This is a genomic window from Pseudoalteromonas sp. KJ63-1, from assembly GCF_055808145.1.
Window position 1 is genome coordinate 625,148 of sequence record NZ_JBVVRL010000002.1, and the last position, 17,051, is coordinate 642,198.

The 17,051-nt window shown below is 38.7% G+C and carries 15 protein-coding genes and 2 pseudogenes; 10 read left to right on the forward strand and 7 right to left on the reverse strand.

Annotated elements, in window-relative coordinates:
• The 5 genes from AC0L7Q_RS19150 (at position 1) to AC0L7Q_RS19170 (ending at position 4,595) form a co-directional block, all read left to right on the forward strand.
• Positions 1 to 1,011, forward strand: a complete 1,011-nt coding sequence (locus AC0L7Q_RS19150; protein ID WP_409425772.1) for an ArsJ-associated glyceraldehyde-3-phosphate dehydrogenase — start codon at positions 1 to 3, stop codon at positions 1,009 to 1,011.
• A gap of 9 nt (positions 1,012 to 1,020) precedes the next feature.
• Positions 1,021 to 2,235 carry an organoarsenical effux MFS transporter ArsJ gene (gene arsJ, locus AC0L7Q_RS19155; protein WP_409425773.1) on the forward strand — a complete coding sequence of 405 codons (1,215 nt, stop codon included), beginning with the start codon at positions 1,021 to 1,023 and terminating at the stop codon, positions 2,233 to 2,235.
• Between the two features lie 417 nt (positions 2,236 to 2,652).
• Positions 2,653 to 3,138, forward strand: a complete 486-nt coding sequence (locus AC0L7Q_RS19160) for a YcxB family protein (protein WP_409425774.1) — start codon at positions 2,653 to 2,655, stop codon at positions 3,136 to 3,138.
• A gap of 280 nt (positions 3,139 to 3,418) precedes the next feature.
• Entirely contained in the window at positions 3,419 to 3,913 is a 495-nt protein-coding gene (locus AC0L7Q_RS19165; RefSeq protein WP_409425775.1) for a GNAT family N-acetyltransferase, read from the forward strand.
• 487 nt (positions 3,914 to 4,400) lie between these two features.
• Positions 4,401 to 4,595, forward strand: coding sequence for a (2Fe-2S)-binding protein (locus AC0L7Q_RS19170; protein WP_010389142.1), 195 nt, complete (start codon positions 4,401 to 4,403; stop codon positions 4,593 to 4,595).
• 107 nt (positions 4,596 to 4,702) lie between these two features.
• Here the strand turns inward: AC0L7Q_RS19170 and bfr (AC0L7Q_RS19175) are convergent, their stop codons facing one another.
• From bfr (AC0L7Q_RS19175) to AC0L7Q_RS19190, 4 genes and pseudogenes are all read right to left on the reverse strand, one after another.
• Positions 4,703 to 5,167: a bacterioferritin gene (bfr, locus tag AC0L7Q_RS19175; RefSeq protein WP_008112262.1), complete on the reverse strand. Its 465-nt coding sequence runs from the start codon at positions 5,165 to 5,167 to the stop codon at positions 4,703 to 4,705.
• 11 nt (positions 5,168 to 5,178) lie between these two features.
• Positions 5,179 to 5,651 (reverse strand): annotated as a pseudogene (gene bfr / locus AC0L7Q_RS19180) (bacterioferritin).
• A 220-nt stretch (positions 5,652 to 5,871) separates the two neighbouring features.
• Positions 5,872 to 8,009: pseudogene (locus AC0L7Q_RS19185) on the reverse strand (TonB-dependent receptor).
• A 275-nt stretch (positions 8,010 to 8,284) separates the two neighbouring features.
• On the reverse strand, positions 8,285 to 9,139 hold the full coding sequence (locus tag AC0L7Q_RS19190; RefSeq protein ID WP_409425777.1) for a cation diffusion facilitator family transporter: 855 nt from the start codon (positions 9,137 to 9,139) through the stop codon (positions 8,285 to 8,287).
• A 260-nt stretch (positions 9,140 to 9,399) separates the two neighbouring features.
• Here AC0L7Q_RS19190 and AC0L7Q_RS19195 point away from each other — a divergent pair, with 260 nt between their 5' ends.
• The 4 genes from AC0L7Q_RS19195 (at position 9,400) to AC0L7Q_RS19210 (ending at position 12,638) form a co-directional block, all read left to right on the forward strand.
• Positions 9,400 to 9,888: a GNAT family N-acetyltransferase gene (locus tag AC0L7Q_RS19195; RefSeq protein ID WP_178957355.1), complete on the forward strand. Its 489-nt coding sequence runs from the start codon at positions 9,400 to 9,402 to the stop codon at positions 9,886 to 9,888.
• Between the two features lie 70 nt (positions 9,889 to 9,958).
• Complete coding sequence (locus AC0L7Q_RS19200) at positions 9,959 to 11,311, forward strand: DNA-3-methyladenine glycosylase 2 family protein (RefSeq protein ID WP_413403062.1); 1,353 nt, start codon at positions 9,959 to 9,961, stop codon at positions 11,309 to 11,311.
• Positions 11,308 to 11,775 carry a methylated-DNA--[protein]-cysteine S-methyltransferase gene (locus AC0L7Q_RS19205; RefSeq protein WP_413403063.1) on the forward strand — a complete coding sequence of 156 codons (468 nt, stop codon included), beginning with the start codon at positions 11,308 to 11,310 and terminating at the stop codon, positions 11,773 to 11,775. Before AC0L7Q_RS19200 ends, AC0L7Q_RS19205 begins: the two co-directional genes overlap by 4 nt.
• Before the next feature lie 278 nt (positions 11,776 to 12,053).
• Complete coding sequence (locus AC0L7Q_RS19210; RefSeq protein WP_178957351.1) at positions 12,054 to 12,638, forward strand: thymidine kinase; 585 nt, start codon at positions 12,054 to 12,056, stop codon at positions 12,636 to 12,638.
• Here AC0L7Q_RS19210 and ltaE read toward each other — a convergent pair.
• Positions 12,621 to 13,625 (reverse strand): low-specificity L-threonine aldolase, encoded by a 1,005-nt coding sequence (ltaE, locus tag AC0L7Q_RS19215; protein ID WP_413403066.1) that lies wholly within the window; start codon positions 13,623 to 13,625, stop codon positions 12,621 to 12,623. The genes AC0L7Q_RS19210 and ltaE overlap by 18 nt on opposite strands.
• Before the next feature lie 20 nt (positions 13,626 to 13,645).
• Positions 13,646 to 14,578, reverse strand: coding sequence for a 23S rRNA (adenine(1618)-N(6))-methyltransferase RlmF (gene rlmF / locus AC0L7Q_RS19220; protein WP_178957347.1), 933 nt, complete (start codon positions 14,576 to 14,578; stop codon positions 13,646 to 13,648).
• Between the two features lie 129 nt (positions 14,579 to 14,707).
• Here rlmF and AC0L7Q_RS19225 point away from each other — a divergent pair, with 129 nt between their 5' ends.
• Entirely contained in the window at positions 14,708 to 15,616 is a 909-nt protein-coding gene (locus AC0L7Q_RS19225) for an alpha/beta fold hydrolase (RefSeq protein WP_409425784.1), read from the forward strand.
• Here the strand turns inward: AC0L7Q_RS19225 and AC0L7Q_RS19230 are convergent.
• Positions 15,585 to 17,027 (reverse strand): tetratricopeptide repeat-containing sulfotransferase family protein, encoded by a 1,443-nt coding sequence (locus AC0L7Q_RS19230; RefSeq protein WP_409425785.1) that lies wholly within the window; start codon positions 17,025 to 17,027, stop codon positions 15,585 to 15,587. The two genes, AC0L7Q_RS19225 and AC0L7Q_RS19230, sit on opposite strands and share 32 nt — an antisense overlap.
• Between the last annotated feature and the right edge of the window lie 24 nt (positions 17,028 to 17,051).

The following is a 17,051-nucleotide window of genomic DNA, read 5'->3' on the forward strand; positions in this document are numbered from 1 at the left end:
ATGACAATTAAAATTGGTATTAACGGTTTTGGCCGCATGGGCCGATTAACGCTTAGAGCAGCCTTTGGTTGGCAAAATATTGAGTTTGTGCAAATCAACGATCCTGCTGGCAACGCAGAAACACTGGCACACCTATTAAAATACGATTCAGTGCATGGCACTTGGTCACATGATGTATCTAATGATGACAATAATGTGATAATCAACGGTCAAGCTATTCGGGTCACTCAAAATCAAGCAATTAACGATACGGATTGGTCTGAATGTGATGTCGTCATTGAAGCATCAGGTAAAATGAAAAAAACCGATCTGCTGCAAGCCTACTTAGATCAAGGTGTTAAGAAGGTGGTGGTCACTGCACCAGTGAAAGAAGAAGGCGTACTCAATGTGGTGATGGGGGTTAACGACCACCTTTATAATGCTGAACAACACTCAATCGTAACGGCAGCGTCTTGCACCACAAATTGCTTAGCACCAGTGATAAAAGTATTACAGGATAAAATCGGCATCAAACACGGCTCGATGACGACTATCCATGATATTACCAATACTCAAACCATTTTAGATGCTCCGCACAAAGATTTACGCAGAGCGCGTGCCTGTGGCATGAGCCTAATCCCTACCACTACGGGCTCTGCAACGGCTATTACCCATATTTTCCCTGAATTAAAAGGCAAACTAAATGGTCACGCCGTTCGTGTACCACTGGCAAATGCATCAATAACTGATTGTGTATTTGAAGTTGAGCGTCCAACAACGGAAGCTGAAATTAATGCTTGGATGAAAGAAGCGGCTGAAGGCGAGTTAAAAGGTATTTTGGGCTATGAAGAAAAGCCGCTAGTATCTATCGATTATAAAACTGACCCGCGTTCTAGCATTATCGATGCGCTATCAACAATGGTCGTCAACACCACTCAGGTGAAGCTGTATACATGGTATGACAACGAGTGGGGATACGCCAATAGAACAGCTGAGCTTACTCTTAAAGTTGGTCTATCAATAAAAGGGTAATGTGACACTATGAACCGCTTGGCATCATTATCAGACGATATTAAACAATACCTCGTGGTCACAGGCAACTATTGGGCATTTACCTTAACGGATGGCGCACTACGTATGTTAGTAGTGCTTCATTTCCATGCGTTAGGTTATAGCCCGCTTAGTATTGCTATGTTGTTTTTGTTTTATGAAATCTTTGGCGTTGTAACCAACTTGGTTGGCGGCTTCTTAGGTGCTCGTTTAGGGCTAAATAAAACCATGAACATTGGTTTGGCTATTCAAATTGTTGCCTTGCTCATGCTAGCTGTTCCCCCTGAATGGCTAACAGTTGTATATGTGATGATTGCCCAAGCGCTTTCTGGTATTGCCAAAGACTTAAATAAAATGAGCGCTAAAAGTGCTATCAAGTCGTTGGTTACCGATGGGCAAGAAGGCACACTTTTCAAATGGGTAGCTATATTAACAGGCTCCAAAAATGCATTAAAAGGCGTTGGCTTTTTCTTGGGTGGTTTACTGTTAACCTTATTATCGTTTAAAGGTGCAATGCTGTTGATGACGGGTGGTTTAGTACTTGTATGGTGTTACAGCCTTTACGCTTTAAAAAGTGATTTAGGAAAAGCGAAGAGCAAACCTAAGTTCACCGATATATTCTCAAAAAGTCGTTCAATTAACCTTTTGTCGGCTGCACGACTATTCTTGTTTGGTGCACGTGATGTCTGGTTTGTGATTGCACTGCCCGTATTTTTATCGCAAGCCTTTAATTGGGATCATTGGACGGTAGGCGGCTTCTTGGCACTATGGGTGATTGGCTACGGTTTCGTACAATCTATCGCACCTAAGGTAATGAATCTCAAAGAAGGGTTTTCGCCTGCTATAGAAACAACCAAATGGGCGAGTTCACTGGCACTGGTTACATTAGGTATCGCTTTATCCCTGTATTATAATTGGCAAGTAAAAACAGTGCTCATTGCTGGTTTAATGTTGTTTGGTGTACTGTTCGCCATTAATTCATCGCTACACAGTTATTTAATTGTTAGCATGGCAGATGCCGACGGTGTTTCTCTTGATGTTGGCTTTTACTATATGGCTAATGCGATGGGGCGTTTGATTGGTACAGTATTGTCAGGCTGGATTTTTCAGCTATATGGGTTAGCGGCTTGTTTAGCGATATCGTTTGTATTTATTACACTGGCTGGGCTTTTCTCAACAAAGTTACCAACAACAGCAACTAAATAAGCATATAGCGGATTTAATAACTATCCTATGACACTCATCCGTCAGGGATAGTTAACTACCCTATGATGGTAATAAGCTTTTAGCTTAATGGTTGCATTGTGGCACATAACTATTGCCTTTCTATATGAGTGAACGTATAAGTCAGCTCAAAGACACCTATAAAGTATTTACCCTAAAGCGTTTTTGGGTAGAAACGAGTTATACCTGAATGACTGCAATTAGCGCTTTTAAGATGTTCAGTGACGTGCGAGTATTGATTTATAAAACTTTATTTTAAAGTTTTATAAATCTTAGTAATAGCATTAGCTTAGGTAACTTGTTAAAACCATATAAAGTAGATAAATTAACGTGGCATCGATAGAAATAGGCACGATGAGGGCATTATTAAATAGTTAGGTATAACAAGGAAAAACAGGGATGAGCATTGAATTAACAATTAAATACTCTGATTCAGAATATAAATCAGCTATTAAAGAAAAATTGGCAGTTATGCCAAACATAAACCTTCATACATATCTACCGACTGGAATATTAATTTTATTTGGTTTAGTTCTTTTCTATTTCAAGGTCGTTTTTTCTTGGTGGGGCATTAGTCTAATTGTGCTCACCTCAATTTATGCTATACCGTGTTTATTTGGGAGTATTCTTATGCCGCCAATAGCTCTTGCGTTTGCTAAAAAGAGAAAGCTACAAGACACTTACCACTTCACAATTAATGAAGAACAAATTGAAAGAAGCTCCAGACAAAGTACACTTAGAATAAAGTGGGAAGAGCTGACCTCAGTAGATTTTTTTCCACAGAATATATTCTTTAACTTGAAAAAAGGCTCTATGGTAATCCCGAACTCAAGACTAACGGATTCACAATTAGAAGAACTGAAATTGTATGCGGCACTTACTTAAAAAGAATTAAGGTTACAACGGTCAGCAGATGGCACTTTTATGAAGTTCAGCTACGAGCGATAAGCAGTCAGTCGAGTTTCTTTGTTTGACGTGAAGTTTTATCCATATGACTATTAGCTTATTGGCGTTTTTTTCAATCCATTCTTAAAATTTATTTTTGTTGTTATTTTCGAGTAGTTTTCGTTTAATAATATGATATTTTTTAAAGATAACTACTGGCGAATCTTCATCCCTTTAGTGAAAGCTAATGCCGGACCACATATAAGGAAATAGGTATAAAATGGACACTACAATACGAAAAGCTGAATCAACTGATATCGCTGCAATAAAAATGTTGTGGCAGTTTTATCAATACCATCAAAGTATATTTGACTTAGAAGATATTGGTTTAGATGGTTGCTATGATATTGATGAAGAGTATTTAGAATGTGTAGTTCGTGGTGAGGAAGACTGCATTATTTATCTTGTACTCGTTTCTAACCAAATTGCTGGTTTTGCTACCGTAGAACCAACTGAGATCGTCGGCAAAGAAATACCTGAGTTGGCTGATATTTTTATTCTACCCAAATACCGAAAACAAGGCATTGCCAAATTTGTTATTCAAAATTTGATGCCTGTTGAAACAAATCAGTGGCATGTAGCAGTCCACTTAAACGATAGTTTAGCGTTAAAATTTTGGAATAGTTTGTTTGCTAAATTAAATGTTATGCGTGTTGATAAAGTTGACCCTCCTGAAACAGAAGGCTACCACGAGTTTGTTATCACGAATGCCTAACAAGAGGCTGTGGTGGGCGTTACCAATGTCTGCTCATGGCACTCAGCGATAGTCGGTATAGAGTGGTTTAACTTACAGTACAAAGCAGTTATATATAGCTAACGTGGTGAATTAGGTTGTTTCTGGTAAATTTATCATTTTTCGGATGGCGTGGCTCCGCCACTTATCCGACCTGCGTCAAAATGTAGGTTGGTTAAGCCGAAGGCGCCACCCAACAGACTTAATATAATTCATTTTAATCATTCAACTATTTACCTAAATCTAAATCTACTTAAATTCAAGGCGAAACTTTAGCTAATAAATCTCAGTTTAAGTGCCATACCTCGAATGAAATTCAAACAATTCTCAAGCTGCCGCGAATTCTCAATTTAAGTGGCGTTGGCCACACAAAAAATAAAATTTAATTTTTGATCAAAAACCAATTGATAACTATTTTCGTTTAGATTAATATAAACCCACTAAATGAAATTAAGAGTTGTTTGTATTCATGTATGTTTGTCTTTGTCACGGTGTGACCGATAAAAAAATTGAGCAAACCATCGACGATGGTGCTACTACCATGCGCGAGCTAACTAAAGAGCTTAAAGTGGGCAGCCAATGCGGTAAGTGTTGTTGCTGTACTAAAAAGATCCTCAATCGTAAACTGATTCAAATTGCAGATATAACCGATCAAGTGGCTTAATAGTAATTTACAAAAGTAGACCCTATCTAAACGAATTGGTTTAACATTTAAAAATTAAACATAAAAAAAGCAGCCTTAGCTGCTTTTTTTGTATTTATAACTTTAATTTACAGTTGCGATTGTAAGTAGTTTTCAAGCCCAGTATTTTTGATCAGTAGTTGCTGTGTTTCTAGCCAATCAATTTGCTCTTCTTGCTCATTTAAAATGTTATCGAGCGCTTCACGGCTAATGTAATCTTTTTTACTTTCAGCTAGTTTAATCGCAGCACGTAGCTCATCTACTGTATCAAGTTCAAAGCTCATGTTAGCGGCAATCATTTCTTCGCTGTTTTCACCAATGCGTAAGCGTCCTAAATCTTGAAGGTTAGGCAGGCCTTCTAAAAATAAAATACGCTCAATTAAACGATCGGCGTTTTTCATTTTTTGTATCGATACTTTGTAATCAGCTTTGTCTAGTTTACTAAAGCCAAAATCTTTAAACATGCGTGCATGTAAAAAGTATTGGTTAATACCCACAAGCTCATTAGCAAGTACTTTATTTAGCGCTGCAATAACGTCTTTATCGCCTTTCATAATATAAGTCCTTATTCGCCCATTTGAGCTTGGTGATAGTTTTGAGTGCCAATTTTATCAATCAGACCCAGTTGTTGCTCTAACCAGTAAACGTGATCTTCTTCGGTATCAAATAATAGCTTTTCTAAAATTTCACGAGATTGATAATCTTGCTGTTGTTCACAGATAGCAATAACCTCTTTAACACACTCAACCACTTCAAGTTCTAAGGTTAAGTCGTTTTGCATCATGCTTTTTACATCGTCACCAATTAACAGATCACGACGTTTAGTCATGTTTGGTACGCCTTCTAAAAAAGAATACGCTTGATTAGCCAATCAGCGTGATCTTTTTCTTCTTCCATTTCATGGTTAAGACGCTCATAAAGTTTGTTTAAGCCCCAATCGTCGTACATACGAGAATGAATAAAATACTGGTCAATAGCAGCTAATTCGTTAGCTAACAATGTATTGAAGGCGTCGATTACTTTTTGATTACCTTTCATAGCGCTTATCCTAAAAATTCTAATTGTGGCTAGTCTAGTATATAGGCACAGAATTGCAAGTAATTTACTTATAAATCATATGGTTAATATTGAGTTTGATTCTCGTTTAAGTTTGCATTGCTGGTTAATAAATGGACAAGTTGTTATTTGTATTTTAGATCAGCAAGTTAGTTGAGGGTATAAGCGCGTTCATACCGTAAAAGTATAAACGCGTAAGTGATCAAAATTGATAAGTAACACCCACTGTGGCCGTTGTACCTAAACCTTTAATGTTGTATCCACCATAGGTGTAAGATTGCGCACGGGCAGGGAAGTAGTCTTGATTAAATAAGTTTTCTATCCCGATAAAACCTTGCCAGTTATCTGCAAACTGATACTGACCGCTTAAATTAAAAACAGTGTAGTTATCGACAGGCCCCTGATCGCCAACATACTTACTATTAACATTAGGTTCAAAGCGTTTTCTATCACCCACATACAAGTAACTTAATGTTAGTGACAGGGTATCCGTAGGCTGCCAGTTAAGGTTGGCTGTGGCTTTTGGTGGACTGATTTGCTTAGAGCCTAAATATATATCGGCTTCAGTATTTTTACCTTCTACATAACTATACGTTGCCAGTAATTTAAGAGATGGGTTTATGGTGTAGTCTACTAAGGCTTCATAACCCCAAATTTTTTGAGGTGCTCTAACCGGTTCATAAACACCCGTTACTTCATTAAATTTGTTTGTAGTGCCAAGCTCAGAGGTGCTTCGATATGCTGCGACTTCTAAACGAACTGCATCAAATTGAGAGTTAAAACCAATTTCATAATTATCGATAATTGAAGCTTGTGTTTGAATAAGGCCTATATCATTGACTGTGGCAGAGCGAAGTAGGCGGCCAATATCTGATATATCAGATCCCTGTGAGTAGTTTAAAAAGGGGCTGAATCTTTCATCTAGATTGTATTTAATGCCCACGTTATAGGTTGTAGCATTGTAATCAACCGTGTCGCCTTTTACGCTACTTGGCACAGAGCATTGCGTGGCTGTTTTACATAATTTAAGCGTGCGATAATCGTCTACGCTAAGGTCGATATTTTCTTTGCGTACACCGGCCTTTATTATTAAGTCATTAGCGATGACCCACTTAGTTTGTAAAAAGCCCGCGACACTTTTCATGTCCATTTCTGGCACCCAAACACGACCATCAACCAGGGGTTGTGCAGTCACATCATTTAACGCATCAATTCCGTAAATAAATGACGCTTCAACTGAGTCAAAGTCTACCTGGGTATTAAAAGTTGCTCTGGCGCCTTTTTTTCTGAGCTTATAACGGATTGACCACCTTGATAATTCTCATCATGATTGGCAAGGCTTGGAGAGAAGAAAAACACATTTTCTATATCTTGCGTATAGAGGTCTAACGTCATTTGTGTGTTTTCAAGCAGTGCGTAGTCGGTGTATTTTAAGGTTATATTTTCGTTGCCTTCTGGCCCTTGGGGTTTACCTTGTTTTTGTAATTCTGACGGCACATGAATGGCGTAGGTTTTTTCTCCTTGGCTCATATCACCAACAACATCGCCTAAATCGGTTTTTTGTTGTGAACTAAAGTAGTTATAGCTAAATTGGAGTTGCTTTTCATCATCAAAGTCATAGCCAAGCTTAGTGAAGTAATTTTGTGTAACGGCATCAGATAAACCATATTGTAAACCGAGAACATCGCCTTGCGAATCGCGTTGTACACCGTTTTCTTCATAGCTTGCAGTTACTAAGTAGCTAAATTTATCTGCACGACCATTAAATGCTGCAGATACCCTTGCGCCTGCGCTTTCTTCGAGTTTTACCGCACTAAAACGACTCGATAAGCTTATTTCACCTTGGGTTTGCCCATCGCTTTGTGCTTGTTTGGTAATATAGTTAATAATTCCGCCTGATGCGCCGTTACCATAAATTGACGTTGCCCCTTTAATGACCTCTATTCGACCTATTGCGCTTGGATCTAAGGTTTTTACGCCTAATGATCCGTTACGCAGTGGTGTTGATTGTGGCACCCCATCAATCATAACCAGTGGGGCACGCCCGCGTAAAGTTTGCCCTGAATTACTTGAGCTTCCAGTATCTGGAGCAAGGCCAGGAACCATTTGTGCTAAAAGGCTTTGTAATTCTGGATTAACTTTTAAATGTGCTTCTATTTGTTTTTGACTAATAATAGTTATGGAAGCAGGGACCTCATCAATACTTTCAAAAACACGACTACCCGAAACAATAACGTGCTCCATTTCTGTTTGATTTAAATTTCTTTGGATCGTTGATTCGTCTGCAATACTGGCGCCACTGACTATTAATGCTATTAAGCTCAGAGATGTTTTAAACATGCGGGTCCTTCGTTTGAATGGTTTAAGTGTATTAATGATGGGCGCAATATTAAGAGTAATTTAAAGTAAACGCAAGGTTAATGATAATTGTTTCTATTTGCATTTATTGAGAGGGTAATAGAGGTTTGAATATAACGTTGTGTTAAAAATAGATGTTTTACTCGTACCGATAGTGGATTATTGTTAGCAGGCCTTCTGCGTTATGTTGCACAAGGCATTAAAATAAAGATACGATCAGTTTTAATTACAAGGCACCTTGTAGAATCACACCGAGGTTAATAGCACTCAATTACGCAGTGCTCAATTGCAAATTCATCATGTAAATAGTTTTTGATGGCGTTAAGCTCAATAGGGGTATCTGTTTGCATCACAATTTCACAGTGAGTAGTAGTATCGTCCAGTTGCCATGCTTTTATAGATTTTATTTGCGTAATGGCAAACTGTTGCAGTAATTTTTTGCTGATAAGTTGCTGGTCAAAACCAATGGGGGCTGCTTGCATTAAAATACTGCAGCTCGCTTTAAGTAATAATACACCATGATAAATAACATATAGTGATATTAAAATGGTCGCTATTAAATCAACTACATACCATTGATATAAAATAATTAAAGTACCCGCAATAATAACGACTATTGATGCCATTGCATCCGATACGTTATGAATAAACGCTGCCTTTATATTCATATTGTTTTTAGCGCCAGCTTTATAAGTTAATAACGCAGTGACTAAATCAATGAGTAGCGCAAAGGCAGCAACCCACACAATAATCCAACCGTTAATTGGTTGGGGGTTTAAATAACTATTTATCGCTTCAAAAATTAAATAACCACCGATCAATATTAATGTAGTGCTATTAAAAAGGGTTGCTAGTATCTCTGCACGTTTGTAGCCAAAATGATGGGTTGTATCAGCCTGCTTATTGCCAATGTTTCGGGCAACGAGGGCGATAAAAATAGAAGCCGCATCACTTAGGTTATGTAGAGCATCGGCAATTAATGAAAGACTGCCAGAAAATACGCCGCCAACAACTTGCACTACCGTCAGTAAAACATTTATAAATACGGCAAGAGTGAGCTGTTTATCACTTTGGTTATCATCAACGTGACTGTGTGAGTGACCATGACCCATTTTAGTTAAACTCCCTTATTGCTTTACTTTTTTCTCATAATGACAACTTTTAACCATTTATAAAAGCGCTGTTTTAATTTGTTTTTTAGATACCCTAATGGCTAAATTTAAATAAGCCCGTGATAGTTACGTATTGAATATAAAAACGATATGCTAGGGTACAAATAAATGTATTAATTGCTTAAGTTATCATAATTATTTAGGCACTTTTTATTTTAAATTTAATAGGCATAAAAGCAGTTTTTAAAGGATCAATAACAATGAACACAGCAATAGAAATTCGCGATGCACAGCCAAGTGATGCTAAAACAATTCTGCATTTTATTAATGAGCTTGCCATTTACGAAAAAGAGCCAGATGCAGTTAAAACCAATGAGCAAGCCATTTTAGATACACTTTTTTGCGACGGCGCAACAGCGCACAGTTTAATTTGTTTACAAGATGGTGAGCCGATTGGTTTTGCAGTGTATTTTTACAACTACTCTACTTGGTTAGGTAAAAATGGTCTCTATTTAGAAGATTTATATGTTAGCCCAGATAGCCGTGGAAATGGTGCCGGTAAAGCAATCATGAAAGAGCTGGCAAACAGAGCAATAAGCAAAGACTGTGGCCGCTTTGAGTGGGTAGTGCTTGATTGGAATAAACCCGCGATTGATTTTTATAATAGCATGGGCGCTGAGCCTCAGAATGAATGGATTATATATCGTTTAACGGGTCAGGCATTGATTGATTTTGCAAACAAAGATTAGTACCGAATATGGCCAGTATTATATCTAGTTTTTGTTAAGCTAAGCGCTACATAATTTATAAGAGCAATTTATGGTTAATCAGCATTGGCAAAAAGCGCGTCAGAGCCGCGATGCGCGTTTTGATGGGCTTTTTTATGTAGCGGTAAAAACCACAGGCATTTATTGTCGGCCAATTTGCCCTGCGCCCACTGCGCATGAAAAAAATGTAACCTACTATCAGTTTGCGCACTCTGCTGCGCAAGCAGGGTTTAGGCCTTGTATACGTTGTAGGCCCGATAGTGCACCAGGTAGTGCTGCTTGGCTGGGATCAAAAACCACGGCATTGCGTGCTAAACAGTTAATTGATCAATATAACGAGTGTGATTGTGAAGTGCTTGCCGCGCGTTTAGGAATAAGCAGCCGCTATTTAAGGCGGCTTTTTTCTCAATATTTTGGTGTTTCAGTTACTCAATATCGGTTATTTAACCAATGCCATTTTGCAAAAAAATTGATTCAAGAAACCAGCTTACCGCTTACCGAGATAGCGTTTGCCTCCGGCTTTAAAAGTGTAAGACGATTCAATGATGCTTTTTTAAAACAACTTAATATCGCGCCCTCAGTGCTCAGAACCGCCAAGCACCCAACTGATCTTGGGCTGACCTTAATTTTGCCTTTTCGTCCGCCGTATAACTGGCAGGCATTGCATGGGTTTTTAGCAAAACGACTAATAGAGCCAATAGAGTGGTTATCGCCAACCAGTTATGGGCGTACTTTTACTTATAAATCGTGTAGAGGCCGCTTTAATGCTGAATTTATTGCAGATAAACATCATTTTCGGGTGCAAATCGATATAGATAATACGCAATATTTACAGCCAGTTATTAACAACATTCGCCGTGTACTTGATTTAGATGCTGATACTTATTTAATTGAGGCGCATTTAAACGAGCATATTAATAATGCATTTCCACTTACTAAAGGCTTAAGGTTACCAGGTATTTGGTCAACCTTTGAAGCGGGTATTCGCGCTGTGTTAGGTCAGCAGGTGAGTGTGACTGCGGCGCACAATTTAGTGACTCAATTGGTGGATCAGCTTGCAGATCAGCAAGAAGGAAATGTGTACTTTCCAGCACCTAAAGTAGTGGCAGGCAGTGACTTTACTTTTTTTAAAATGCCGCAGGCACGTAAAAATGCACTGCATAATCTTGCTGATTTTTGTGCTACTCATCCCGAGGAGGATGATTTAGACCAATGGCTTACTTTAAAAGGAATTGGCCCTTGGACGGTTAATTACGCAAAACTGCGCGGTCAAAGCCAACCGGATATTTTACTTGATGGTGATTTAGGGGTTAAAAAAGCCAAAGCGGCAGCAAGCTCGTTTGAATCTGCGAACTGTGCACCATTTCGATCTTACTTAACTTTTCAACTTTGGCAGCAATTATGATAGTGCAAACCAGTTTACCCAGCCCGATTGACGATATTATTATTCAGGCAACTGAAAACGGTATTAGTTATGTGGGATTTTATCCACCGACCGGTTATATCAGTACGCCTTTAAATAAGGTGACTAATTCACATGTTTTATCTTGTGTGGCGCAGCTTAATGAGTACTTTGCTCATACGCGTGCTGAGTTTGATTTAGAGCTTGATACTGGCGGTACGCCATTTCAGCAAAGCGTATGGCAGGCATTACAAAGCGTACCGTTTGCTAAAGTGGCAACCTATAAAGATATTGCCATACAATTAAATAATCCTAAAGCAGTGAGGGCGGTGGGGGCTGCAAATGGTAAAAACCCAATCAGTATTATTGTGCCGTGTCACCGCATCATTGGTGCAAATAAAAAGCTAACTGGTTATGCCGGTGGCTTAGAGCGCAAGCAATGGTTACTAGAGCATGAAGCAAAATAAATAACCTGAACTCCGGCTAATAAATCCATCTCAAGCAGCTACTTTCAGCGCTAACTGCGTTAAATTTACTTGCAATAGGCGAGCTATTGACGCGTAATTTCGCCTTGTTTTCACTAAAAATCGCTAGCTAGAGAAAAATAAGCACAAATATCATTTTTGATTCAAAATGTTAGTAAATCTCTTAACCAGAGTTCAGGTTAAATAAAATAGCGTTTCCAAATTTGTATTCTCTGCACTTTAGGGTAGCATAAGCGCACTTTTTATTTGAAGGCATGGCCATGGCGCAATTATACTTTTACTACTCTGCAATGAATGCAGGTAAATCAACCACTTTATTACAATCAGCGTTTAATTATAAAGAGCGCGGTATGGAGCCTGTGATCCTCACCGCCGCCATTGACGATAGAGCAGGAGTGGGCAAAGTATCCTCACGTATAGGCCTTCAAGCAGATGCACATATTTATGATGCGAATAAAGACGTATACGAGCTTATAAAATCGCTCAATAGTGACAAAAAACGCCATTGTGTACTCGTGGATGAATGTCAGTTTTTATCTAAAGATCAAGTTATGCAGTTAACCGATGTAGTCGATGAATTAGGTATTCCCGTATTGTGTTATGGCTTAAGAAACGACTTTAGAGGTGAGTTATTTAGCGGCTCGCAATATTTACTTGCTTGGGCTGATAAGTTAATAGAACTTAAAACGGTATGTCATTGTGGGCGTAAAGCAAATCACGTATTACGTACCGATGAAAATGGCGAGGCTATTGCCGATGGTAACCAAGTAGAAATTGGCGGCAACGACCGTTATGAATCGGTGTGCCGCAAACATTATAAAGCCGCGTTAAATATGGGCCGTTAAGGCTTTTATAAAGGTATCAATATTCGCTTTGGTAATACCTAAATGGGTTACTAGCCTAAGTTGCTTACTTGGGCTAAACACAATGTCTTGTGCTTTTAAATCGGCTGCTAATTTTGTGATGTTTATGCTGTTATCAAACGTAGCGTAAACCATATTTGTGGTATTACTCATATTTACGTTAAAGCCTGAAATTTCATTTAACTGTTTTGCTAAATAACGCGCGTTAGCGTGGTCATCGACTAAACGTTGCGTGTTATTTTCTAAAGCATATTGCCCCGCAGCAGCTAATATACCCGCTTGGCGCATACCGCCGCCAAGCACTTTTCGCCAGCGTCTTGCTTTGGCTATCAATGCTGTTGAACCAAGCAATAATGAACCAACAGGTGCACCTAATCCTTTTGATAAGCAAATAGATACAGAGTCAAAATGTTGGGTTATTTCTTTAATATCAACGTTAAGCTCGGCAGCGGCATTAAAAGCGCGAGCGCCATCTAAATGCAGTGCTAAGTTATGTTGGTTAACAAATTCGCGGGCTTTGAGTAAATAATCAATACCGAGTACTTTACCACCTATGGTGTTTTCAAGGCTTAACAGGCGGGTTTTTGCAAAGTGGCTATCATCGGGTTTAATTGCTGCAGCAATTTTAGTAAAACACAGACTACCATCGGCTTCATTTTCAATAGGCTGTGGCTGAATAGAGCCTAAAACGGCAGCGCCACCGCCTTCAAACTTGTAGTTATGAGCACTTTGGCCACATATATACTCATCGCCACGTTCACAATGGGCCATTAATGCAAGCAGATTTGTTTGTGTGCCTGAGCTACAAAAAAGTGCATCTTGCACATTAAAGCGTAATCGAGCATAAGCTTCTAATTGGTTTACACTTTCATCATCACCATACACATCATCGCCAACGGGGGCATGATACATAATGTCCCACATTTTGCTGCACGGTTTTGTTACTGTATCTGAGCGAAAATCTATCATGAGGTGTCCTTATGTGGCTTTTATGCTAATTCTTCACAAATTTGTTCACGGGTGGCCTTATCAAAATAGCTCCATGCAATAAAGCGGCTGACTTTTTGCCCTTGTGCCATTTCAACAATTTTAAATTCACTAATAGGCTGTTGTTTTAGCTGTGCTTGTAAGGCTGCCAGAGTTTCTTTTTTAGAAACCAAGGAGGTAAACCAAATTACTTGGTCACTGTAATCACTGCTTTCTTTAATCATGGAAGAAATAAAGGCCAGCTCACCACCTTCACACCATAGCTCATTGCTTTGTCCGCCAAAATTAAGTGCTTGCGAAGGCGCTTTGCCTAAGTTTTTCCATTTGCGTTCACTGCCTTTATTGGCTTCTTCTGCACTGGCGTGAAATGGCGGGTTACACATCGTTAAATGATACAAATCTTTCGCATTAATCACCCCTTTAAAAATATGTTCAGGATTTTTTTGTTGTTTAAGCGTTATTTTTAAATCATTAAACTGAGCGAGTTGCTTGGCTATTTTGATTGCTGCAGAGTCTATATCGCTGCCAGTAAAGTGCCATTGGTATTCGCTACTGCCCGTTAGCGGGTAAACTAAGTTAGCGCCAGTGCCTATATCAAGCACTTTAATTTGTCGGCCAGTGGGAATAACCTGCTGATTATCTTCGCTGAGTAAGTCAGCTAAGTAATGAATATAGTCAACTCTACCTGGAATAGGTGGGCATAAGTTGTGCTCAGGAATGTCCCAAAAGTTAATATTGTAATGACTTTTTAATAGCGCCTGATTTAAGGTTTTGACAGCTAAGTTATTACTAAAATCAATACTTTGATTGCCTGCTGGAGTCGTAATTAAAAAAGCAGTTAACGAAGGGGTTTGCGAGGTAAGCAAATTAAAATCGTAACCATTTTTGTGTTGATTGCGCGGATGTAATTTAGAACGAGTTGATTTTGCTTTCATGAGGCTTTTTTAACAACAGGAATAAAAGCCAATAGTAACAAATACAGACAGAAAAAGTGCATAATTTTCCCTTTGGCTTACCAGTTATTACTGGTAGGATGAGTTGTTAGCAATTATAAGGAATTCGCTTTGGCAGTTACTCAACAGTCTGTTTTTATTAAATTAGGTGACCATCAAACACTGCATTTGCGCCGTATCGCAAATCAGCAGCCAAGTGGGCCTGTGGTGCTATTAATTCATGGTGCGGTAGAAAATGGCAAAATATTTTACACTCATAGCAATAAAGGGTTAGCGCCTTTTTTAGCTGAACAAGGGTATTGTTGCTACGTTGCTGATTTACGTGGCCGTGGTGAAAGTAAACCTGCCATTTGTAAACAAGCACGTTATGGACAAACTGAGGCGATTGTTGAGGATATTCCGGCATTCATTGAAAAAATTGAACAGTTAGAGAGTAAAAAACCTGACTTTTTAGTTGCTCATTCTTGGGGTGGGGTGTTGCTTAATAGCGTGTTTGCTCGCTTCCCTGAGTTGATAAACGATGTAAAAGCGTGTGCCTATTTTGGTTCAAAGCGTTCGCTATTTAATAACCACCCAAAAAAATTATTCCAGGCCAATTTGATTTGGTATTTTATGGCACCCATATTAGCGAAAAAACACGGTTATTTACCGGCAAAGCGCTTGAAATGGGGCAGTGATGATGAAACTCAAAAGTCGCATTACCAAAGTATGCAGTGGGCCAAGCAAAAGCCATGGATAGACAGTGATGACGGCTTTGACTACGCTAAAACATTAGCAAATCTTACGCTTCCTCCAACGTTACATATTGCGGCAGTAAAAGATAAAGCATTGGCACAGCCTATCGATATTCAAAAATTTATTGATGAGTCAGGTACTGGGGTGCAAAAGATGCAAATATATGGCCGCCGCTTTGGGCATTCAGTAGATTACGACCATATAAATATGCTTACTCACCCTCAGGCACGTCAAGAACAGTTTATGGATGTGCTTAACTGGTTTGAGGCAACGAGAGCAAATTAAGTAAAGGGGCTTCATAACGCTGCCACTTATCAAGGCTTTTGTTATTTACAGGTTGCCTGATGGCATGTTTACTAAGCGTTGTAACGGCGCTTTTATTTTTGTAAAAGTCTAAACAAGTGTGTTCAAATTCGCAGCCCGTAAAACTCAATAGTGCGGTTAATTGATCTTTAGGATTTTCAATTAACTGCTCGTAACTTAAATTATAAATAGCTAAGCGGTTAAATTGCTGCCAATGGCTCATCAGTTTTTCATAAAGCTGATGGTACAAAGTAAATTCATTTAAATCACAAAAATAGGGTTCGTTTTCAGCAAAGTAATTAGTAAACACTGAAAAGGCGGTTGCGTGAAAGTTGCGGGTCAGGTTAATAAACTTAGCATCTGGGAATAAAATATAAATTAGCCCTAAGTTTTGATAGTTGCTCGGCAGTTTATTGATCACAAATGGGCAGTTGCCTCCAAAAGAGCTTAACGTATCTAAATAAATATCTCTGGCTTGGTTAATTAAAGGCGTTGTTAGTTTAGCTAAACATTGAGGGTAGCGTAATCCTGTTTTATGTTCTAAAAAAGCAACTACCTTATTACTAATACTGGTGTCCTCTCCAAGCGTTGCCCATTGACTGTGCCCTGCTAACATTTGCTCAAGTAGGGTTGAACCGCTTCGTGGCATGCCAATAATAAACACGGGTGTGACAGGGTACTGTTTGTTTAGTTTTGCTAAATTGAGCACACTTTCATTGTGATATTCAATAAGTTGATCATAAAACCCAATTAAATCCTCAGTATTAAATTCACTGAGTTTACGTTGTTGCTGATTGGCAATAACAAAGTAATTAAATGCTTGATCAGTATCATCTAACTTGTCGTAACTTTTAGCTAAAGCATAGTAACAGACCATTTTTAAGCGTAGGTTATTTGTTTGCGTTAAAAAATGGTGTAACTGATCAATGTAATTATTTGCTTTATTAAAGCGCCCTAATTGTACCAATTCAAATAAAACATAAGCCGTAACCGGTGCTATCCCAAGCTTTAATGCCTCCTCAAATGTGGCCTGCGCTTTATCAAGCTCGCCAAAGTTTAAATAGTGCTGAGCTAAATAATAATGAGTGTCTGGGTTTTCTGTAGCAATACTGGCTGCGTATTCGAGTACTTTTTGCGCATCTTCAGGGGAGTTGACCGCATTAAATGCATCACTTAGTGCATATAAGGGTTCTAATACATAGGGTAGATGCTGACACGCCCGTTGTAGTATATACACGGCGGCATCAAATTGTTCTAAACGCAATGCTACCTTACCTAGGCCAAATAGGGCGTCACCATTGTCTGGCTCTGATTGTAAAAGCGTTTTGTAATGAAACTCAGCTTCTCTAAGCTTGTTTTGTGATAATAACTCATTTGCTTTTTTTAGTAGCATAATACAACAAATATTCTTTTTATT

Bases quoted from the DNA above. Each gene is read 5' to 3' on its own strand.
- AC0L7Q_RS19150 (WP_409425772.1), top strand. From the start codon at position 1: ATGACAATTAAAATTGGTATTAACGGTTTTGGCCGCATGGGCCGATTA.
- bfr (WP_008112262.1), bottom strand. From the start codon at position 5,167: ATGAAAGGCGATAAAGACGTTATTGCAGCGCTAAATAAAGTACTTGCT.
- AC0L7Q_RS19165 (WP_409425775.1), top strand. From the start codon at position 3,419: ATGGACACTACAATACGAAAAGCTGAATCAACTGATATCGCTGCAATA.
- AC0L7Q_RS19170 (WP_010389142.1), top strand. From the start codon at position 4,401: ATGTATGTTTGTCTTTGTCACGGTGTGACCGATAAAAAAATTGAGCAA.
- arsJ (WP_409425773.1), top strand. From the start codon at position 1,021: ATGAACCGCTTGGCATCATTATCAGACGATATTAAACAATACCTCGTG.
- AC0L7Q_RS19230 (WP_409425785.1), bottom strand. From the start codon at position 17,027: ATGCTACTAAAAAAAGCAAATGAGTTATTATCACAAAACAAGCTTAGA.
- AC0L7Q_RS19195 (WP_178957355.1), top strand. From the start codon at position 9,400: ATGAACACAGCAATAGAAATTCGCGATGCACAGCCAAGTGATGCTAAA.
- rlmF (WP_178957347.1), bottom strand. From the start codon at position 14,578: ATGAAAGCAAAATCAACTCGTTCTAAATTACATCCGCGCAATCAACAC.
- AC0L7Q_RS19190 (WP_409425777.1), bottom strand. From the start codon at position 9,139: ATGGGTCATGGTCACTCACACAGTCACGTTGATGATAACCAAAGTGAT.
- AC0L7Q_RS19160 (WP_409425774.1), top strand. From the start codon at position 2,653: ATGAGCATTGAATTAACAATTAAATACTCTGATTCAGAATATAAATCA.
- ltaE (WP_413403066.1), bottom strand. From the start codon at position 13,625: ATGATAGATTTTCGCTCAGATACAGTAACAAAACCGTGCAGCAAAATG.
- AC0L7Q_RS19205 (WP_413403063.1), top strand. From the start codon at position 11,308: ATGATAGTGCAAACCAGTTTACCCAGCCCGATTGACGATATTATTATT.
- AC0L7Q_RS19200 (WP_413403062.1), top strand. From the start codon at position 9,959: ATGGTTAATCAGCATTGGCAAAAAGCGCGTCAGAGCCGCGATGCGCGT.
- AC0L7Q_RS19210 (WP_178957351.1), top strand. From the start codon at position 12,054: ATGGCGCAATTATACTTTTACTACTCTGCAATGAATGCAGGTAAATCA.